Annotated in this window: 19 protein-coding genes; 7 read left to right on the forward strand and 12 right to left on the reverse strand. The window is 69.4% G+C overall.

Annotated features, from left to right (window positions below; all coding sequences use genetic code 11):
• Positions 1–59: 59 nt before the first annotated feature.
• From E8A49_RS03415 to uvrB, 3 genes are all read right to left on the reverse strand, one after another.
• Positions 60–356, reverse strand: a complete 297-nt coding sequence (locus E8A49_RS03415) for a hypothetical protein (protein ID WP_293376387.1) — start codon at positions 354–356, stop codon at positions 60–62.
• 232 nt (positions 357–588) lie between these two features.
• Complete coding sequence (locus E8A49_RS03420; protein WP_293376389.1) at positions 589–1,401, reverse strand: hypothetical protein; 813 nt, start codon at positions 1,399–1,401, stop codon at positions 589–591.
• A 259-nt stretch (positions 1,402–1,660) separates the two neighbouring features.
• Positions 1,661–3,865, reverse strand: a complete 2,205-nt coding sequence (gene uvrB / locus E8A49_RS03425; protein ID WP_293376391.1) for an excinuclease ABC subunit UvrB — start codon at positions 3,863–3,865, stop codon at positions 1,661–1,663.
• 187 nt (positions 3,866–4,052) lie between these two features.
• Here uvrB and E8A49_RS03430 point away from each other — a divergent pair, with 187 nt between their 5' ends.
• Positions 4,053–4,433, forward strand: a complete 381-nt coding sequence (locus E8A49_RS03430; protein ID WP_293376393.1) for a hypothetical protein — start codon at positions 4,053–4,055, stop codon at positions 4,431–4,433.
• A gap of 3 nt (positions 4,434–4,436) precedes the next feature.
• Here the strand turns inward: E8A49_RS03430 and E8A49_RS03435 are convergent, their stop codons facing one another.
• Positions 4,437–5,348: an alpha/beta hydrolase gene (locus E8A49_RS03435; protein ID WP_293376395.1), complete on the reverse strand. Its 912-nt coding sequence runs from the start codon at positions 5,346–5,348 to the stop codon at positions 4,437–4,439.
• Between the two features lie 82 nt (positions 5,349–5,430).
• On the reverse strand, positions 5,431–5,631 hold the full coding sequence (locus E8A49_RS03440) for a hypothetical protein (protein ID WP_293376397.1): 201 nt from the start codon (positions 5,629–5,631) through the stop codon (positions 5,431–5,433).
• Positions 5,632–6,071: 440 nt separating this feature from the next.
• Between E8A49_RS03440 and E8A49_RS03445 the strand changes: the two genes are divergently transcribed.
• From E8A49_RS03445 to E8A49_RS03455, 3 genes are all read left to right on the forward strand, one after another.
• Complete coding sequence (locus tag E8A49_RS03445; protein WP_293376399.1) at positions 6,072–7,022, forward strand: cell wall hydrolase; 951 nt, start codon at positions 6,072–6,074, stop codon at positions 7,020–7,022.
• A gap of 91 nt (positions 7,023–7,113) precedes the next feature.
• Positions 7,114–7,674 carry a DUF1003 domain-containing protein gene (locus E8A49_RS03450; RefSeq protein ID WP_293376401.1) on the forward strand — a complete coding sequence of 187 codons (561 nt, stop codon included), beginning with the start codon at positions 7,114–7,116 and terminating at the stop codon, positions 7,672–7,674.
• 113 nt (positions 7,675–7,787) lie between these two features.
• Positions 7,788–9,953, forward strand: a complete 2,166-nt coding sequence (locus tag E8A49_RS03455; RefSeq protein WP_293376403.1) for a M3 family metallopeptidase — start codon at positions 7,788–7,790, stop codon at positions 9,951–9,953.
• Between the two features lie 2 nt (positions 9,954–9,955).
• Here the strand turns inward: E8A49_RS03455 and E8A49_RS03460 are convergent, their stop codons facing one another.
• Positions 9,956–10,897 (reverse strand): GlxA family transcriptional regulator, encoded by a 942-nt coding sequence (locus E8A49_RS03460; protein ID WP_293376405.1) that lies wholly within the window; start codon positions 10,895–10,897, stop codon positions 9,956–9,958.
• 78 nt (positions 10,898–10,975) lie between these two features.
• Here E8A49_RS03460 and E8A49_RS03465 point away from each other — a divergent pair, with 78 nt between their 5' ends.
• The 3 genes from E8A49_RS03465 to E8A49_RS03475 all read left to right on the forward strand — a co-directional run bounded on the left by E8A49_RS03465 (position 10,976) and on the right by E8A49_RS03475 (position 13,392).
• Positions 10,976–11,662, forward strand: coding sequence for a DJ-1/PfpI family protein (locus E8A49_RS03465; RefSeq protein ID WP_293376407.1), 687 nt, complete (start codon positions 10,976–10,978; stop codon positions 11,660–11,662).
• Positions 11,663–11,752: 90 nt separating this feature from the next.
• Positions 11,753–12,709 (forward strand): aldo/keto reductase family protein, encoded by a 957-nt coding sequence (locus E8A49_RS03470; RefSeq protein ID WP_293376409.1) that lies wholly within the window; start codon positions 11,753–11,755, stop codon positions 12,707–12,709.
• 11 nt (positions 12,710–12,720) lie between these two features.
• Positions 12,721–13,392, forward strand: a complete 672-nt coding sequence (locus E8A49_RS03475) for a M24 family metallopeptidase (protein ID WP_293376411.1) — start codon at positions 12,721–12,723, stop codon at positions 13,390–13,392.
• A gap of 22 nt (positions 13,393–13,414) precedes the next feature.
• On the opposite strand, the gene E8A49_RS03480 is transcribed toward E8A49_RS03475, so the two are convergent.
• The 6 genes from E8A49_RS03480 to E8A49_RS03505 all read right to left on the reverse strand — a co-directional run bounded on the left by E8A49_RS03480 (position 13,415) and on the right by E8A49_RS03505 (position 18,145).
• Complete coding sequence (locus tag E8A49_RS03480; RefSeq protein ID WP_293376413.1) at positions 13,415–13,675, reverse strand: hypothetical protein; 261 nt, start codon at positions 13,673–13,675, stop codon at positions 13,415–13,417.
• A gap of 2 nt (positions 13,676–13,677) precedes the next feature.
• On the reverse strand, positions 13,678–13,833 hold the full coding sequence (locus E8A49_RS03485) for a hypothetical protein (RefSeq protein WP_293376415.1): 156 nt from the start codon (positions 13,831–13,833) through the stop codon (positions 13,678–13,680).
• Between the two features lie 122 nt (positions 13,834–13,955).
• Positions 13,956–14,414 (reverse strand): hypothetical protein, encoded by a 459-nt coding sequence (locus tag E8A49_RS03490; protein ID WP_293376417.1) that lies wholly within the window; start codon positions 14,412–14,414, stop codon positions 13,956–13,958.
• Positions 14,415–14,476: 62 nt separating this feature from the next.
• On the reverse strand, positions 14,477–15,160 hold the full coding sequence (locus E8A49_RS03495) for an SRPBCC domain-containing protein (RefSeq protein WP_293376419.1): 684 nt from the start codon (positions 15,158–15,160) through the stop codon (positions 14,477–14,479).
• A gap of 53 nt (positions 15,161–15,213) precedes the next feature.
• A complete protein-coding gene (locus E8A49_RS03500; RefSeq protein ID WP_293376421.1) occupies positions 15,214–16,281 on the reverse strand; it encodes an NAD(P)-dependent alcohol dehydrogenase in 1,068 nt (355 codons plus the stop codon).
• Positions 16,282–16,414: 133 nt separating this feature from the next.
• Positions 16,415–18,145, reverse strand: a complete 1,731-nt coding sequence (locus tag E8A49_RS03505; protein WP_293376423.1) for a cytochrome c biogenesis protein CcdA — start codon at positions 18,143–18,145, stop codon at positions 16,415–16,417.
• Between the last annotated feature and the right edge of the window lie 65 nt (positions 18,146–18,210).

Here is an 18,210-nt window from a genome sequence, read left to right on the forward strand (position 1 = left end):
AGTCGGCGCGGCGCCGACAGCTCCCCCAGCGGGGGAGCAACTTCGCCGGGCGTGGAGGCCTACGTCCGCGAGGCGATGGCTTCCAGGGTCTGGACGCGGGCTTCGCAGTCCTCGACGAAGCGGCGGGCCAGGTCGCGGACGCCGGGCGGGTAGGCGTCGCCGCCGTCGGCGATCTCGGCGGCCATGTGCTCGACCTCGGTCATGGCCGCGGTGAAGGCGTGGACATGGTCCTTGGCGAGTTGCCGGGCCTCGGCCTGCAGGCTGCGCACCCGCTCGGCGACGGTTTCGGCGCGGGCCGGTTCGGTTCTGGAAGCTTTCAGGTCGTTATCGGCGACCACGGACAGAGACGGTGACATGCGGTAGTACCTCAAATCCCCAACCTCAGGTCTTGGGCCGCCCGCCGCTCACTATGAACCGCTGAGAAGCCGCCCGGGCCTGTTGTTTCGAATACGGACGAGCACAGCACAGGTTCCCTGTCCGCTGCATGAACGGGGCCGTTATGGTGGCGGTGGGGTTTTGGGGGCACAGGGGGCGGCGGGCCGGTCGGTCACGCCCGACACTGGGTGCAGGCTGGCCCGGTTTTCGTTCCTACCCCGCCATCTTGCCGATCCAGCCCGCCACGGCCAGCCAGGCGGGGGTCTCGGCGATCTGGGGCTGGGTGAGCTGTTGCAGGAGCAGGATGGCGCCGCCGATCAGGAAGACCGGGTGCGGGCGGCCGCGGGTGCGCCAGTCGTAGGCCATGGCGATCAGGATCAGGATGTCGCCGATGAGGGCCGGAGCGACCGCGACCATCGGCGGCGGGGCGGCGATCTCCGGGATGCCAGGCGGCATCGGGGGCGCGTTGGGATCGGGCGGCGGGGCCGCGAAGGTCAGGAACCAGCGGGCGATGGGCGCGCCCAACAGGGAGACGGTGAGCAGCAGGAGCAGGCGTTTGTGGATCTCCGGCCGCTTCACATAGACGATGGCCAGTATGAAGGCCGGCACGATGAGGAGCAGCGAGCTGATGCTCACCCAGGCGAAGGCCTTGACGCCGTGGGTGACGGCGGCGGGCACGCCGGGCGCCGTGGCTTGGCGGATGCGCATGGAGACCACCGCGGTCACGATGAACACCATGGCGGTGATCAGGGCGACGCCGACCACGCCCCAGGCGCGGTGGTCGGCCACCTTGCCCTCGGCGGCCAGCCAGCTCTGGAAGACGAAGAAGGCCGTCCAGGAGAACAGGATCAGGCCGTGGATGTGGATGATCGGCGGGGCGGCGAACCTCGCCTGCGCCAGGGGGACGAAATAGGTGGGCAGGAAGCCCACGACCGCCACGGCCAGGCAGGCCCAGGCCAGCCACAGGTAGAGCTTGCTGCGCCCGCCCGCCGCGGCGCGCGCGCCGCCCATCACCGCATCCGCCATCTCCCGCCCCCCAAGGCTGTGTTGCGAGGGCGGAAGGCTAACGCCGGTATTCCAGATTGGCCATTGCACATTTTTGGCTGGCTGAACGCCGGACGCGCGGACAGGGATCAAGAGGCTCAGATGTTTGGGCCTCCTATCCCGATTGTCCCGGCTTTCGCCGGGACAATCGGAGGCGGGGGGCAAGGCCCATTTCCGCGCCTTCCGTGGTTCAAAAACGCCTGGGTCCCCGCCTGCGCCAGGACGAGCGGTGGCGGGGTGGTTACCGCCGGCCTTTGCGGAAGCGTTCGGCGGCTTCGGCGCGGGCCTCGGCCTTGACGCGTTTCACCGCGCCGCGGTCGACGTCTTCACCGGGGGCGGTGAGGAGTTCGTTGGCGAATTCGAGGTCGAGCATCTTCAGGCGCTTGATCTCGTCGCGCAGACGGGCGGCTTCCTCGAACTCCAGGTTGGAGGCGGCGGCGCGCATGCGGCCCTCCAGGTCCTTGAGCGTGGCCTTGAAGTTGTCCCCCAGGAAGGGCTTGGAGCCGTCCTCGGCGACGCCGGCCGGGACGGTGACGCGGTCCTTTTCGTAAGGGCTGGCCAGGATATCCTTGATCGAGCTCTTGATGCTGGCCGGGGTGATGCCGTGCTCGGCGTTCCACTCCTCCTGCTTCTCGCGCCGGCGCCTGGTCTCGGCCATGGCGCGTTCCATGGAGCCGGTGATGCTGTCGGCGTAGAGGATCACCCGGCCGTCGACGTTCCGGGCGGCGCGGCCGATGGTCTGGATCAGGCTGGTCTCGGAGCGCAGGAAGCCTTCCTTGTCGGCGTCGAGGATGGCGACAAGGCCGCACTCGGGGATGTCGAGGCCCTCCCGCAGCAGGTTGATGCCCACCAGCACGTCGAAGGCGCCCAGGCGCAGGTCGCGGATGATCTCAATGCGCTCCAGGGTGTCGACGTCGGAGTGCATGTAGCGCACGCGCAGGCCCTGCTCGTGCATGTACTCGGTGAGGTCCTCGGCCATCTTCTTGGTGAGGACGGTGATCAGGGCGCGGTAGCCCTGGGCCGTGGTCTGGCGCACCTGGTCGATGACGTCGTCCACCTGGCTGAAGCCGCCCTTGGAGACGGGCTTCACCTCGACCGGCGGGTCGATCAGGCCGGTGGGGCGGATCACCTGCTCGGTGAAGACGCCGCCGGTGCGCTCCATCTCCCACGGGCCGGGCGTGGCCGAGACGTGGACGGTGTCCGGCCGCATGGCCTCCCACTCCTCGAACTTGAGCGGGCGGTTGTCCATGGCGCTGGGCAGGCGGAAGCCATACTCGGCCAGGGTGAACTTGCGCCGGTAGTCGCCGCGGTACATGCCGCCGATCTGCGGCACGGTCTGGTGGCTCTCGTCGACGAACAGGAGCGCGTTCTCGGGGATGTATTCGAAGAAGGTCGGCGGCGGCTCGCCGGTGCGGCGGCCGGTGAGGTAGCGGCTGTAGTTCTCGATGCCGGCGCAGGAGCCGGTGGCCTGGATCATCTCCAGGTCGAAGGTGGTGCGCTGTTCGAGGCGCTGGGCCTCCAGCAGCTTGCCGTTGGCCACCAGCCAGTCGAGGCGCTCCTTCAGCTCGTCCTTGATGGAGAGGATGGCCTGGTTGAGCGTCGGGCGCGGGGTCACGTAGTGGGAGTTGGCGTAGATCTTCACGCCCTTCAGGTCGGCGGTCTTCTTGCCGGTCAGGGGATCGAACTCGGTGATCGCCTCGATCTCGTCGCCGAACAGGCTGATCCGCCAGGCGCGGTCCTCGTAGTGGGCGGGGAAGATCTCGATGGTGTCGCCGCGACGACGGAAGGTCCCGCGCTCGAAGGCCTGATCGTTGCGCTTGTATTGCTGGGCCACCAGGTCGGCCATGAGCTTCTTCTCGTCGAGCTTCTGACCGGGCTCGAGGGTGAAGGTCATGGCCGTGTAGGTCTCGACCGAGCCGATGCCGTAGATGCAGGAGACCGAGGCGACCACGATCACGTCGTCTCGCTCCAGGATCGCCCGGGTCGCCGAGTGCCGCATGCGGTCGATCTGCTCGTTAATCGAGCTGTCCTTCTCGATATAGGTGTCGGTGCGCGGGACGTAGGCCTCGGGCTGGTAGTAGTCGTAGTAGGAGACGAAGAACTCGACGGCGTTCTCCGGGAAGAAGCTCTTGAATTCGCTGTAGAGCTGGGCCGCCAGGGTCTTGTTGGGGGCGAGGATCAGGGCCGGCCGCTGGGTCTGTTCGATCACCTTGGCCATGGTGAAGGTCTTGCCCGAGCCGGTGACGCCCAGCAGCACCTGGTCGTGTTCCCGCGCGTTGACGCCGGCCACCAGCTCCGGGATGGCGTTCAGCTGGTCGCCGGCGGGTTCGTAGTCGCTGACCAGCTTGAACTTGCGGCCGCCTTCGGACTTCGCCGGGCGGTCCGGCCGGTGCGGTTTCCACAGCATCGGCATGGTGTTCTCGTCGTAGTCGAACGAGGCCGGCATTTCGGCGACGTTCGCGACGGGGGCGGGAGACCGGGCCATGGCTCGAAGGTAGGTTTTCGAGCGGCCGAACGCCACCCTCCGCGACGTCCTGTCAGCGCGATTGCTGACAGCAAGGTGGCAACATATCATCCCGGCTTTGGCTGCTTCGCGCCGCCGCTTCGCGGTCGCCGGGGCGATCGGAGTTCAAATGGACCACGCCGACGCCATCGCCGCCGCGCAGGGCGTGCTGGACGCCTTCATGGCGGCGTTCAACGCCCGCGACATCCCGGCCTTCGAGGCGACCTTCAACTTCCCGAGCGCGCGGCTGGCGAGCCAGGGGCTGGTGATCATCGAGGCGGGCGACATGCGCGCCGAGCGGTTCACCACCGGGGCGCTGGCCGAATGGGACCACTCCGCCTGGGACCGCCGCGAGGTGATCCACGCCGGCGCCGACAAGGTGCACATCGACACCCGCTTCACCCGCTACCGCAAGGACGGCTTGGTGATCGGCGGGTTCGACAGCATCTATGTCATCACCCGCCAGGACGGGCATTGGGGCGTGAAGATCCGGTCGAGCTTCGCGCCCTGAGCGTTACCGCCGGGCGTTCAGCCAATCCTTCACCGTGCGGTCGACCAGGTCCTGGGCGTCGTGCTGGACGAAGTGGCCGGCGGTGGGGATCATCAGGATGGTGGTGTCGGCGGTGACGTGGTCCCAGGTGCCGTTGTGGCCGGCGGCGTTCAAGGCCGTGTCCCTCATGCCGTGGATCACCAACACCGGCACATTGACCATCGGGGTCTGCGGCGCCGGCGCGGCGCTGTCGCCGACGCCCTTGGGGTAGTTGGCGCGGTAGTAGTTCATCATCGCGCCGAAGTCGGAGCGCTTGAAGGCTTCGACGTACTCCGCCTTCTCCTTCGGGTCCTTAACCCAGCCGGCCAGGCCCTCGGCGCTCAGCTTCTTCTCCGAGCCTTCCTTCTGGAAGTTGCGGGCGTAGTCCGAGCCGGCCTGCTGGGCCTTGTTGGTGGCCATCTCGCGGGCCATGCCGGCCGGGTGCGGCACGGCCATGATGACGAGCTTATTGACCAGGTCGGGCCGGGCGAAGGTGGTGTTCCAGGCGATGGACGCGCCCCAGTCGTGGCCGATCAGGATGGTCGACTTCTGGCCCTCGGCGGCGACCACGGCGGCCACGTCTCCCACCAGGTTCGGCATGGCGTAGGCGGCCTCGCCCTGCGGCTTGTCGGACAGGTTATAACCGCGGTTGTCCATGGCGGCGGTGCGGTAGCCGGCGGCCGCCAGGGTGTCCATCAGGGGCTTCCAGGTGGCCCAGTAGTCGGGGAAGCCGTGCACCAGCACCACCAGCGGGCCCTTGCCCTCGGTGACGTAGTGGATCTTCACCGCGCCGTTCTGGGCGTAGTGGTCCTGGTACTTGCTGGCCGGCGCCGCGTTCGCCGCGAAGGCCAGGGTCATCGCCGCGGCCATGGCGCCGACGAAGGTCAATTTGCGCATCTTGGAGGCCTCCCCTTGTTGAAGAGACCCTATCACCGTTTACACTGTAAACGGAAGCGCGGGCTGCGGGGGCGGCAAGGCGCTAGTTGTGCGGCTTGGAGTCATCTTCCTGCACGTGGCCGGCCACCGCGCCCGCCGCGCCGCCCACCGCCGCGCCGACAGGACCCGCAACCACCGCGCCGCCCACCGCGCCGACCGCGGCCTTCTGCTCGGTGGTGGTGTTGCAGGCGCTGAGCGCCACGAGGGCGCCGACGGCGGCGAGCAGGATGAGGGTGTTGCGCATGGCGTTGGGTCTCCAAGGAAAATCTGGCCAAACGGCGGTCTGGCGAGACAAACGAGACGGCCGCGCTGGCGGTTCCGGGCGGCGTTCCGGACAGGGTTAAAGTCGGGCTTGAGATGGCCCCAGACTTGCGGACGGCGGAGCCTTCGCCTCAGACGCGAACAGCTGTCCGATCCCGTTGATTTGGCGGCCTATTCATGCTGCGCCGCAATGTAAGCTTGCCAAGCCGCGCGATTTTGTTCATACCTGCTTCACCATTTGCCGTCGCCCGCCCCCACCGAGTCCGGGGCGGGCCCTGCCAGCGGTCACTGCCAGCATGAGCAGGGGCGACCGTGGCGACAATGTCGGGGGGCGCTTCCGCCCTCGCCGCGTAGGACGCGATTGTTTTGATTTCAGGAATCCAGGGCCGCGCGGCGTTGCGCGGACCGTTGGGCGCCGCTTTGATGGGTTCCGGCATTGGCCTGGCCCTGGGCGCCGGCTACATGACCGCGGGCATGGCGCAGGCCATTTCCGACCACCACCGGGCCGAGCGGATCGCGCGAGCGAGCGGCGGCGGCTTCTCGGAAACCATGTTGCAGCGCGAAATGGATCGCCTCGATCCGGCCGCCCTGCGCATCGCCCGGGCGCATGATGTCCTGGCCGCGGACTTCCAGTCCGGCGACCCGCCGGCGGCGGGCGCCTGGCCCGGACGGCCGGGCGAGCGGGCGCCGATCGGCCGGGCGGCCTCGGCGCTCGACAACGCCCGCCAACTCGATTGCCTGACGCAGGCTGTCTATTTCGAGGCCCGCGGCGAGACCCCGCGCGGCCAGGCGGCTGTCGCCCAGGTGGTGCTGAACCGCGTCGCCAACCCGTCCTTCCCGAAGACCGTCTGTGGCGTGGTCTTCCAGGGCGCGGCGGCGCACGGCTGCCAGTTCAGCTTCGCCTGCGACGGCTCCATGCGCCATGGCCTGGAGGCCGAGGCCTGGGACCGGGCGCGGCGCGTGGCCGAGCGCGCTCTCTCCGGCGTCGTGGTGGCCAACATCGGCGCCGCCACCCACTTCCACACCATCGACGTCCAACCCGAGTGGGGGCCGCAGATGCTGCGGGTCGCGCAGGTCGGGCTGCACGTCTTCTACCGCTTCAACCCGCACGCGCCGCTGGCCCCGTCGGTGGGCCGCACGGAGAACCAGGCGGTGTTCGCGAGCCTGCCCATGGGGCTGGCCGCCAACCTGCGCCTGGCGACCGCGGTGCTGGAGAAGGCGTCCGACGTCACCGTCGCCGCCGCGACCGGCCTCGCTCCGCCGTCCGCTGCGCCGGAGGCCAAGGCCGCCGCCTCGAAGGGGGCGGACGCCTCGGCGGTCGTGAAGGCGCCGGAGCCCGCATCCAGCGGCCAGCCGGCGGAGTCCGACCGCTAACGCCCTCTCGACCGCTAAAGCCCTCTGGCGCCTTGCGATTGTAACACTTCCCCGCCAGCCTGCGCGTTCGGCTAGCGGGGAAGGACGTCAGATGTCGGAACAAGCACACCAGCAACTCGCCAAACAGCTTCTAGGCTGTAGGTACGAGGAGTTGAGCCCGGTGCAGCGCAGCGTGATCGACCTGATCGCCACCGAGGCGCCCAGCGGGGTCAACAAGGCGTTGAAGCACGACGACCGCACCTTCGGCGCCCGGCTGGCCGACCACGTGGCGGCGGTCGGCGGCTCCTGGGGCTTCATCATCGGCTTCGGCGTGTTCCTGACGGTCTGGATGGCTTGGAACGTGTTCGTCAAGGGCAAGGTGAACTTCGACCCCTATCCGTTCATCTTCCTGAACCTGATGCTGTCGATGCTGGCCGCCATCCAGGCGCCGGTGATCATGATGAGCCAGAACCGCGCCGCCGCCCGCGACCGCGAGGCCGCCGAGCACGACTATCTGGTCAACCTGCGCGCCGAGCTGGAGATCATGCACCTGCACGACAAGGTCGACGAGATGCGCGACCAGCAGATGATCGAACTCCTGAAGCAGCAGCGCGAGGCGATCCGCCTGCTCAAGGGCCAGGTGGAGAAGCTGGCGGCGAAGGCGAAGATCTAGGGGCCCGGCGCGCCGCTTCGCTGCGGCCGGGATGGCAGGTTTGGGGGCGGACAATTGAGTCTTGCCCCCAGGTCGCTAAGGTCCCGGACTTTCCCGGAGATCGTCAGCCGTCCATGCGTGTCCTTCTTTTGGCCGCCGCCTTGGTGCTTTCACCCATGATGGCTTCCGCCCAAGATTCCCCAACGGCCGCCCCAGCGTCCGCCGACGTACAGGTCCTGCTGTCCGACTGGGGCGGGCCGCTGGGCGGCGAGCCGCCGTTCGACAAGGTGAAGGTCGCCGCGTTCAAACCGGCGCTGGACGAGGCGATGCGGCTGGACCTGGCCGAGATCGACGCCATCGCCAACGACCCGGCGCCGCCGAGCTTCGACAACACCATCCTGGCGCTCGAGCGGGCGGGCAAGCCGCTGCGGCGCGTGCAGACGATCTACAGCGTCTGGACCTCCAACCTGAACTCCCCGGACATGCAGGCGGTGGAGCGAGACGCTTCGCCGAAGATGGCGGCCTTCCGCGACAAGATCACCCAGAACCCCAAGCTGTTCGTCCGCATCGACGCCGTCTACCAGGCCCGCGCCAAGCTGACGCCGGAGCAGCAGCAACTGGTCTGGCTCTACTGGCAGGACGCGGTGAAGCAGGGCGCGAAGCTGTCGCCGGAGGCCAAGGCGCGGGTCACGGCGATCAACCAGCGCCTCGCGGCGCTCTACACCCAGTTCGGCCAGAACCTGCTCGCCGACGAGGCGGACTACGTCCTCTATCTGAAAGAGGCCGACCTGGCCGGGTTGCCGACCTCGTTGCGGAACGACGCCGCCAACGCCGCCGCCGAGAAGGGCCGCAAGGGCGAGTTCGCGATCCTGAACACCCGCTCGTCCATGGATCCGTTCCTGACCTATTCCGACCGGCGTGACCTGCGCGAGAAGGTCTGGCGCACCTTCTACGCCCGCGGCGACAACAAGGACGCCCATGACAACACCAAGGCCGTCATCCCCGAGATCCTGAAGCTGCGCGGGGAGAAGGCGCGGCTGATGGGCTATCCCAACTACGCCGCCTGGAAGCTGCAGGACGAGATGGCCAAGACGCCCGACCGGGCGATGGACCTGATGCTGCGGGTCTGGCCCTCGGCCGTGGCGCGCATCCACCAGGAGGTCGCCGACATGCAGAAGGTGGCCGACGGCGAGGGCGCGAAGATCAAGATCGAGCCCTGGGACTACCGCTACTACGCCGAGAAGGTGCGCAAGGCGAAGTACGACCTGGATATGAACCAGGTGAAGCCGTACCTGCAGCTCGACAAGATCCGCGAGGGCATGTTCTGGGCCGCCGGCCAGCTCTACGGCTTCACCTTCACCAGGGTCGAAGGCGCGCCGGTGTTCGACCCGTCGATGAGCGTGTTCGAGGTCAAGGACCGCGCCGGCCGGCATGTGGGCCTGTGGTACTTCGACCCCTATGCGCGGCCGGGCAAGAACTCCGGCGCCTGGATGGACGCCTATCGCCCGCAGCAGACGATGGACGGACCGGTCGCGACGATCGTCTCCAACAACGCCAACTTCGTGAAGCCCGCGCCCGGCCAGCCGGTGCTGATCTCCTGGGACGACGCGGTGACCATGTTCCACGAGTTCGGCCACGCCCTGCACGGCCTGAACTCCAACGTCACCTACCCGTCGCTGGCCAGCCCGAACCAGGCGCAGGACTTCGTCGAGTTCCCCTCGCAGCTCAACGAGAACTGGCTGCCGACCAAGGAGGTGCTGAGCCGCTTCGCGGTCGATGTGAACGGCAAGCCGATCCCGCCGGAGCTGGTCGAACGCATCCTGAAGGCCCAGACCTTCAACCAGGGCTTCGCGGTCGGCGAATACCTGTCGGCGGCGATCATCGACATGAAGCTGCACACGGCCGATCCGGCCAAGGTGGGCGATCCCGACGCCTTCGAAAAGGCGGAGCTCACCAAGCTGGGCATGCCGTCCGAGATCGTGATGCGGCACCGCACGCCGCAGTTCCAGCACATCTTCACCGGCGACGGCTATGCCGCCGGCTACTACTCCTACCTGTGGGCCGAGGTGCTGGACCACGACGCCTTCGAGGCGTTCACCGAGGCGGGCGACCCCTACGACAAGGCGGTGGCCAAGCGGCTGCACGACACCATCATGCAGGTGGGCTACAGCGTCCCGCCCGACGTGGCCTACCGCAACTTCCGCGGCCGCGATCCGGACGTGGCCGCCTATCTGCGGTCCAAGGGTTTCCCGGTGGACGCGAAGCCGAAAGCGCCGGGGGCCAGGCCAGGCGCGGAGTAGGCCTAGGCCCGCGCGGCCCGCCGCAGGGCCTGCGGGGGCTGGCCGAAGGCGCGGAGGAAGGCGCGGCGCATGCGTTCGGGGTCGCCGAAGCCGGAGCGGGCGGCGACCCGGTCGATGGGCTCGTGGCCGGCCTCCACCTGGGCGCGGGCGGCCTCCAGGCGCAGGCGCTCCACCGCCTTGGCGGGGGTGACGCCGGTCTCCGCTGTGAAGGCGCGGGCGAAATGGCGCGGGCTCATGGCGGCCTGGTCGGCCAGGCGCTCGACGGTCAGCGGCTCGGGCAGGCGCTCGCGGATCCAGTCCATCAAGCCGGCGAACCGGCCGCTCGGCCCGCCCATCTCCAGCAGGGCGGAGAACTGGGACTGGCCGCCGGGACGGCGCTGGTGGACCACCAGCTGCTGGGCCGTGCTGCGGGCGACGTCGCCGCCCAGGTCCTCCTCGATGAGGGCCAGCGCCAGGTCGATGCCGGCGGTGATCCCGGCCGAGGTCCAAACCGCGCCCTCGCGCACGAAGATGCGATCGGCCTGAAGCCGGATGTGCGGATAGCGCTGCTGGAAATGGTTGCTGCGGCTCCAGTGGGTGGTGGCGCGCTTGCCGTCCAGCAGGCCCGCCTCAGCCAGCAGATAGGCCCCGCTGCAGACGCTGGCGACACGGCGCGCCGAGCCCGCCCGGCGGCGCAGCCAGTCCAGGGTCGGCGCCAGGTCCTCGTAGCGGCGGCTGCCCTCGCCGCCGGCGACCAGGATGGTGTCGTAGGCCGCCTCGTCCAGGGCGTCGGCCGCGAAGGCGACGCCGGAGGAGGAGGCCACCGGGCCGGCCTCCGCCGCCAGCACCGCCATGGAATAGGCGTCGGGGACATAACGCTCGGCGATCTCGAAGGCGGAAATCGGCCCGGCGGCGTCCAGCAGCTGGAAGCCGGGGAAGATCACCATGGCGAGGCGGCGGGTCATGGCAGGATCTGTTGGAAGAATGTCATGTCGGTCACGAGCTTGACCTGAGAGGTTGTGGCCGTCAATGAGGGAAATGCCATGGCTAGACTTCGGATCGTGATCCCGCTCTACGAGGGCGTCACCCAGCTCGACTTCACCGGCCCGCACCAGGTGCTGAGCCGCGCGCCGGACGCGGAAATCGCCGTGGCCGCGATGGGCGGGGCCGACATCGCCGCCGACGGGCTGGTGTTCACAGGCCTCGCCGACCTGGCGAAGGTGGAGGCTTGCGACCTGCTGCTGGTCCCGGGCGGCTTCGGGGTCACGAAGGTCCTGCTGGACGAGGCCTTCATGGGCGAGATCCGCCGCCTGGGCGCGGGCGCGACCTGGCTCACCTCGGTCTGCACCGGCTCGCTGATCCTGGGAGCGGCAGGGTTCCTGGCCGGAAAGCACGCGGCCTGCCACTGGGCGTGGCGCGAACTCCTGACGCCGTTCGGCGCGATCGCCGACGAAGGCCGGGTGGTGCGTGACGGGAAGATCATCACCGGCGGCGGGGTGACCGCCGGCCTCGACTTCGCCTTCGCCGTTCTGGCGGAACTGGCCGGCGAGACCTACGCCCAGACCGTGCAACTCGGCCTGGAATACGCACCGGCCCCGCCGTTCAACGCCGGGCGGCCGGAGCTGGCCCCGCCGCCGGTGCTGGCGGCCGCCCGGGCGCGCCTCGGGCCGCTGGTGGAGAAACGCCGCGCCGATGTGGCGGAGGCCGCGGCCCGGCTCGCGTTGGCCTAATTGGCGAGGCCCCCGCGGCGGCGCTTGCGCTCCCGCGGGGCGGCGGGCTTTGATGGCGGACCCCAAAAAAGCAAAGCCCAGGACCGTCCCATGAAGTACCGCAAGCTCGGCGCCAGCGACCTCGAGGTCTCGGAGATCTCCCTGGGGTCGTGGCTGACCTATGGGGTGGGCGTGAAGGAGGACGCGGCGCGGGCCTGCGTCGACCGGGCGTTCGACCTGGGCATCAACTTCATCGACACGGCCAACGTCTATGGCCGCGGGGCGGCCGAGAGCGTGCTGGGCGAGACCCTCGCCGGGCGCAAGCGCGACAGCTACATCCTGGCCACCAAGGTGTTCGGCCAGATGAGCGACACCGATCAGGGCCTGTCGCGGGCTCAGATCGAAAAGCAGATCGACGCTTCGCTGCAACGGCTGCGCACCGACTACGTCGACCTCTACCAGTGCCACCGCTACGACGTGAACACCCCGCTGGAAGAGACGATGGAAGCGCTGACCCAGGTGGTGAAGGCCGGCAAGGCGCGCTGGATCGGCTTTTCCGAATGGTCGCCGGACCAGATCGAGGCGGCCTTCGCCCTGCCAGGCGTCGAGCGGTTCGTCTCCAGCCAGCCGCAATATTCGCTGCTCTACCGGCGGCCGGAGAAGAAGGTGATCCCGCTGTCGGCGGCCAACGGCGTCTCGCAGATCGTCTGGTCGCCGCTGGCGCAGGGCGTGCTGTCGGGCAAGTACCGGCCGGGCGCGGCCCTGCCGGGCGACAGCCGCGGGGCGAGCGACTCCATGGGCGGCGCCATGAAGTCCTGGCTGGAGCCGTCCATCCTGGAGGCGGTGCAGAAGCTGAAGCCGCTGGCGGAGGAGGCGGGCTGTTCGCTGTCGCAGTTCTCGCTGGCCTGGGTGCTGCGCGAGCCGAACGTCGCCTCGGCCATCGTGGGCGCGAGCCGGCCCGACCAGCTCGACGAGAACGCCGCGGCCTCGGGCCTGACGGTCGATCCGGCCCTGTTCGCCAAGGCCGAAGAGATCGTCGCCGAGGTGCGGCGCGAGCCGGCGCGCTAGGCGGCCCGCGCGTGCCGCTCGACGCCAAGCTCCCCCTCGAAGGGGTCGGCCAGGCTTTCTCGCTGGAGAAGATGGTCCGCGCCCGCGACCTGACCTTCGAGGCGGTGAAGCGGATCGCCGCGGCCATCGCGCCCGGCATGACCGAGGGCCGCGGCGGCGAGATCGCCGACGAGGTGCTGGCCGAGATGGGCGCCGAGCGGCTGTGGCACCGCAACGTCATCCGCTTCGGGCCCGGCACCACGGAGATCTTCTCGGGCGAGTTCAACCCGGACTATGTGCTGCAGGCCGAGGATATCTTCTTCATCGACCTGGGCGTGGTCTGGGACGGCCACGAGGGCGACGCCGGCGACACCTTCGCGGTCGGCGGCGAGCCGGCCATGGCGGCCTGCGCCGAGGCCGCGCGGGCGCTCTGGGGCGAGGTGGCCGACCGCTGGCGCGGGCAGGGGCTGAGCGGCGAAGCGCTCTACGCCTTCGCGCGTGACCGGGCCGAGGCGATGGGCTGGCGGCTGAACTGGGAGGTGAAGGGCCACAGGGTCAGTGACTTCCCGCACCTGATCTACAAGGCCGGCGACCTGGGCGACTTCGCCCAGACGCCGCAGGCCGGCCTCTGGATCCTGGAAATCCAGATCGCCCACCCGAAGCGGCCGTTCGGGGCCTTCTACGAGGATCTGCTGATCGGCTAGGCCCGCAGGTGAGGCCCGATCCTCACCGCCCGACGACGGTGATCTCCTTGATGATCGACTGGACGGCGGGTTTGGCGCCGACGGTCCACATCAGCTTCAGGAAGGCCAGGCTGTGCGCCGCGGCCTCCTCGAACTTCCACTCGCAATCGTCGAAGCGGCAGCTTTCGAACTGCGGCGGCTCGCCGCCCGAATAGACCAGCCGGCAGGCCGCGAAGGCGCAGTCGGAAAAGGTCTCTCCATCCAGCACGACAGTCTGGTGGTTGTAGCTCTCACTAACTTGCATACTCAGTCTTTCTGCGCGGACGGATCGGCGCCAGGGTTTTCCGCCGCACGGGCAGCTTCACGTTCACGCTGCTTGGCGGCGGCCTTCTCGGCGGCTTTGGCAGCCTTCGCGCGGTCGCGTTCCTGCCGCTCGAATTGGTAGTTCGGGGTCCGAGCCACAGCTTCTCTTTCACGGTTTTTGGAGAGACGGCCGCGCCTCCAGGGCCGCGGACTGGGGGGCTGGTATCACAAAATCCCGGAATGTCCGCATGGGGCGGAAGGACACGGGCGCCGGCGCCGTGTCACGCGGCCAGGGGAATCGCAGATCCTGGCGCATCGTCGTTGGCGCTCGGCGGTGGTTTGCGGCGGCGCGGGCTGGAGGCGCGGGCGCGCGGCCGGGTGCGACGAGCGGCGAGCGCGCGGCGCAGGCCGCGGGCGGCCCATCCGGCGACGGACTTCAGCCGCACCGCGGCGACCGCGACGCCGATCATCATCAGGGCGTCCACGTAAAGCGTGATGTCCGCGAACCAGAGCACCGGCGCGTAGTCGAGGGACATCAGCATGGGCCCGATCTCCACCCAGACCAGGGCTGCGCCGATGAGCAGCAAGAGGATGATGACGATCCGGCGCGGCGGGGTCCGCAACAGCCAGGCCGCCGGCGCGGCGATCAGGACCTCATGCAGCGCCCGGCCCACCGGCAGGTCCCGGCGGCGGACCGCCGTGAACACCAGGCCGGCGAAGGCGATCATCAATGGCAGCATGCTGGTCCCCCGCGAACTGCGGTTGAGCTGGGGAGGCGCGGCGCGCGCCGCAAGGGCCTGGCCTAAGCGGGGGGCAGGGTCGCGGCGACGTGGTCCCGGTAGAGCGCGATCAGCTCCATCCAGCGTTCCCGGTCCCGCAGGGAGCGGAAAACCTCGGCGCGCCTGGCTTTCTCCTCCGGCGTGAAGTCGTCCATGCCGCCGGACCAGGTGGCCCACCTGTGGACGAAGGCGCTGATCGTGGTGGCCGGCAGGCGCGAGCCCGGCTCGACGCCGTCGAGATGGTCGGCCAGGGCGTCGAACATGGCGTGGAACCCGCCCATCGCCCCGGGCCGCCAGGGCGGATAGCTGCCCGGCGCCTCACACCCGAGGTCGCGCCGCTGCTCATCGCTCATCCGCGCCACCCAGGGGTCGGGCTGCGGGACGCCGTCGCGCGGGAAGCTGTGGATGAACTGCATGCGCGTTCCGCCTGCGACCGCGCTGAGACCGTACTGGAAGACCTGGCCCTGCTTGTCGTCGGCCAGGCGCAGCAGGCCGGGCGGCTCGCTGGCCTGGACCGCGCCCTGGAAGCCGTCGTCGCCGAACCAGTAGCGGCCGCCGGCCTTGGCTTCGAGCCGCCCGGGGATGAACCAGACGGAGAACGCCGCGGGCTCGACGATCGCGTGCCACACCCGCTCGATCGGGTGCGGGTAGGTCCACACATATTCCAGCGTGTACCGGTCGATGAACCGCGCGAGCGCCTCAGCCATCGGCGTCCTCCCGTTGCCCGCCTGCGCCAGGCAAGCCGGCGTCTGGCCGCCTCCTAGGCTGCTTGGGCAGCCTCGTCCTTCAGGGACTGCATGTCGATGACGAAGCGGTACTTCACGTCATTCTTCAGCATGCGGGCGTAGGCGGTCTCGATGTCCTGGATCGGGATCATCTCGATGTCGGAGGCGACGCCGTGCTCGGCGCAGAAGTCGAGCATCTCCTGGGTCTCGGCGATGCCGCCGATGCCGGAGCCGGCGATGGAGCGGCGGGCCATCAGCAGCGGGAAGACCGAGGGGCTCTTGTGCTCGGAGGCCGGCGCGCCGACCAGCACCATCGTCCCGTCCAGCGCCAGCGCATTGATGTAGGGGTCGAGGTCCATCGGGACCGCGACGGTGTTGATGATCAGGTCGAAGGTGCGCGCTTGGGCCTTCATCGCCTTGCGGTCGGTGGAGATCACCACGTGGCTCGCGCCCAGGCGGCGCGCGTCGGCTTCCTTGCCGGGCGAGGTGGTGAAGAGGGTGACCTCGGCGCCCAGGGCGTGGGCCAGCTTGACGCCCATGTGGCCCAGGCCGCCCGGGCCCACGACGCCCACCTTCTTGCCGGGGCCGGCGCCCCAGTGCTTCAGCGGCGAATAGGTGGTGATGCCGGCGCAGAGCAGGGGCGCCGCGGCGGCCAGGTCGAGGCTGTCGGGGACGCTGAGGACGAACTCCTCGCGCACGGTGATCTTGTCGGAATAGCCGCCGTAGGTGGGCTCGCCGGTGGTGCGGTCCTGGCCGCCATAGGTGCCGGTCATGCCCTCTTCGCAGTACTGCTCCAGGCCCGCCTTGCAGGGGACGCAGTGCTGGCAGCTGTCGACCATGCAGCCCACGGCCACGGCGTCGCCGACCTTGAACTTCGAGACGTGGCCGCCGACCGCGCTCACCCGGCCGACGATCTCGTGGCCCGGGACGGTGGGGAAGGTGACGCCCGCCCACTCGCCGCGGGCGGTGTGCAGATCGGAGTGGCAGACGCCGCAGTAGAGGATGTCGATGGCCACGTCGTGCGGGCCGGGTTCGCGGCGTTCGAAGCTGAAGGGGGCAAGTGGCGAGGTGGCGCTTTGCGCGGCGTAGGCATGGACATGCATGGGGACCGTCCGTCGAGGTCTGGATCTGATTGTGGGAGCGCGCGCCGGGGAACGGCGCACAGGCTCAAGATGGGCCCCGCAAGCCGAAAGGTCAGGCCTTGACAGGGAAATTCTGCACCGCGTGCAGGATTTCCTAGCCGAAGGTGAAGGCGAAGGCCTGGACGCCGGGGTCGAGGAACTCGATCTCGAACGTGCGGTCCTTCACCGGGCCCTTCTGGCGGACCAGCTGATAGAGCCTTTGGCTGGTCACCACGCCAGAGCCGTCGGCGGCGGCGTCGACGCCGGCGTCCGCGCCCGGCGGCTTGCCGTCCAGGGTGATACGGTAGCGCACCGGCTTGCCGCCCGCGGCCGGTCCCAGCACCAGGTGCAGGTCGCGGGCGTGGAAACGGTAGACGATCCCGGCCTGCGGCGCGCCGGACACCGCGTGTTCGCCGCCCACCGTCCAGACCCCGCTGTAGGCCCAGTGGTTGAGCGCGCCGGGCATGACGCCCACGTAGTCGGTGCGCTTGTCGGCGATCAGGCCATCCTTGTTGGCGTTGCCGGCGGCCTTGTCCGAGCCGAGGTAGGTCTCCGGCGAGAGCTGGTCGGGGACGTCGGCCGCCGCCATGGCGCCGCCGCCGGCCACGGCCACCGTGCCGGCGTTCAGGCCCTTGGCGCCGTTCTCGATGAGCAGCTGCTTGATGATCCGCTCGGAGCCGTCGTAGTCGCCCTCGCCGTAGTGGTGGGCGCGGATGCGGCCCTGGCCGTCGATGAAATAGTGCGCCGGCCAGTAACTGTTCTTGAAGGCGTTCCAGATGGTCAGGTTGTTGTCGACGGCGACGGGGTAGGTGATCCCCAGGTCGTGGACCGCCTTCTTGACGTTGGCGATGTCGTGCTCGAAGGCGAACTCCGGCGCGTGCACCCCGATCACCACCAGGCCCTTGTCTGCGTATTTCTTCGACCAGGCCTCGACGTAGGGCAGCGAGCGCAGGCAGTTGATGCAGGAGTAGGTCCAGAAGTCGACGACGACGACCTTGCCGCGCAGGCCCTCGCGGGTCAGCGGCGGGGAGTTGATCCATTCGACGGCGCCGGCGAGCGGCGGCGCCAGGCCTTCCACCGGCAGGGGCTGGCCGGCGGCGACCATGGCCGAGCTCTTCGGCCCGACGCCCAGGCGGGTGAGCAGGCCTTGCTCCAGCTTCGAGGTGCTGGCCAGGGACAGCTTGGTCAGCACGCCGGTGTCGAAGCCGAGCGCTATGGCCGCGACGGCGACCAGCACCACGACGCCCAGCGCGCGGCGCACCCACTCACTGGCCCCCAGCGACTTCTTCATGGCCGCGAACACGCGTCCGCCGACCAGCAGGGCCAGCGCCAGCGAGGTCGCCGCGCCGGCGGCGTAGGCGAGCAGTAGGAACGAGGTCTTGACGCTGGCGCCCTGCAGGGCCGCGCCGGTCAGCACCAGGCCCAGGATCGGCCCGGCGCAGGGCGCCCAGAGCAGGCCCGTCGCGACGCCCAACAGGAAGGAGGCGCCGGCGCCCGAGCCCGGCCCGCCGCGCGAGGCGCTTTCCGACAGCCGCGAGCCCAGGGCCACCAGCGGCCGGGTCGCCCGGTCGGCGAGGCTGGGGAACAGGAGCAGCAGGCCGAACGCCGCCAGGATCACCAGGGCCGCGATGCGCCCGACGCTGTTGGCCTGCACCGCCCAGCCGCCGCCGACGGCGGCCAGGCTGGCCACGGCGGCGAAGGTGATCGCCATCCCGGCCAGTAGCGGAAGCCCGCTTTTGACGAAGGGCTTGTCGGCGCGGGCGAAGACGAAGGGCAGCACCGGCAGGATGCACGGGCTGACGATCGTCAGGGCGCCGCCCAGGTAGGCGAGGATGAACAACAGCATGAACCCAAGGGCCTTTCAGGTCGGCGAACGACGCGATAGGAAGTTCGCATAGATATCGGGAAGGT

The sequence above is a fragment of the Phenylobacterium sp. genome (assembly GCF_004799515.1).
Classification (GTDB): domain Bacteria; phylum Pseudomonadota; class Alphaproteobacteria; order Caulobacterales; family Caulobacteraceae; genus Phenylobacterium.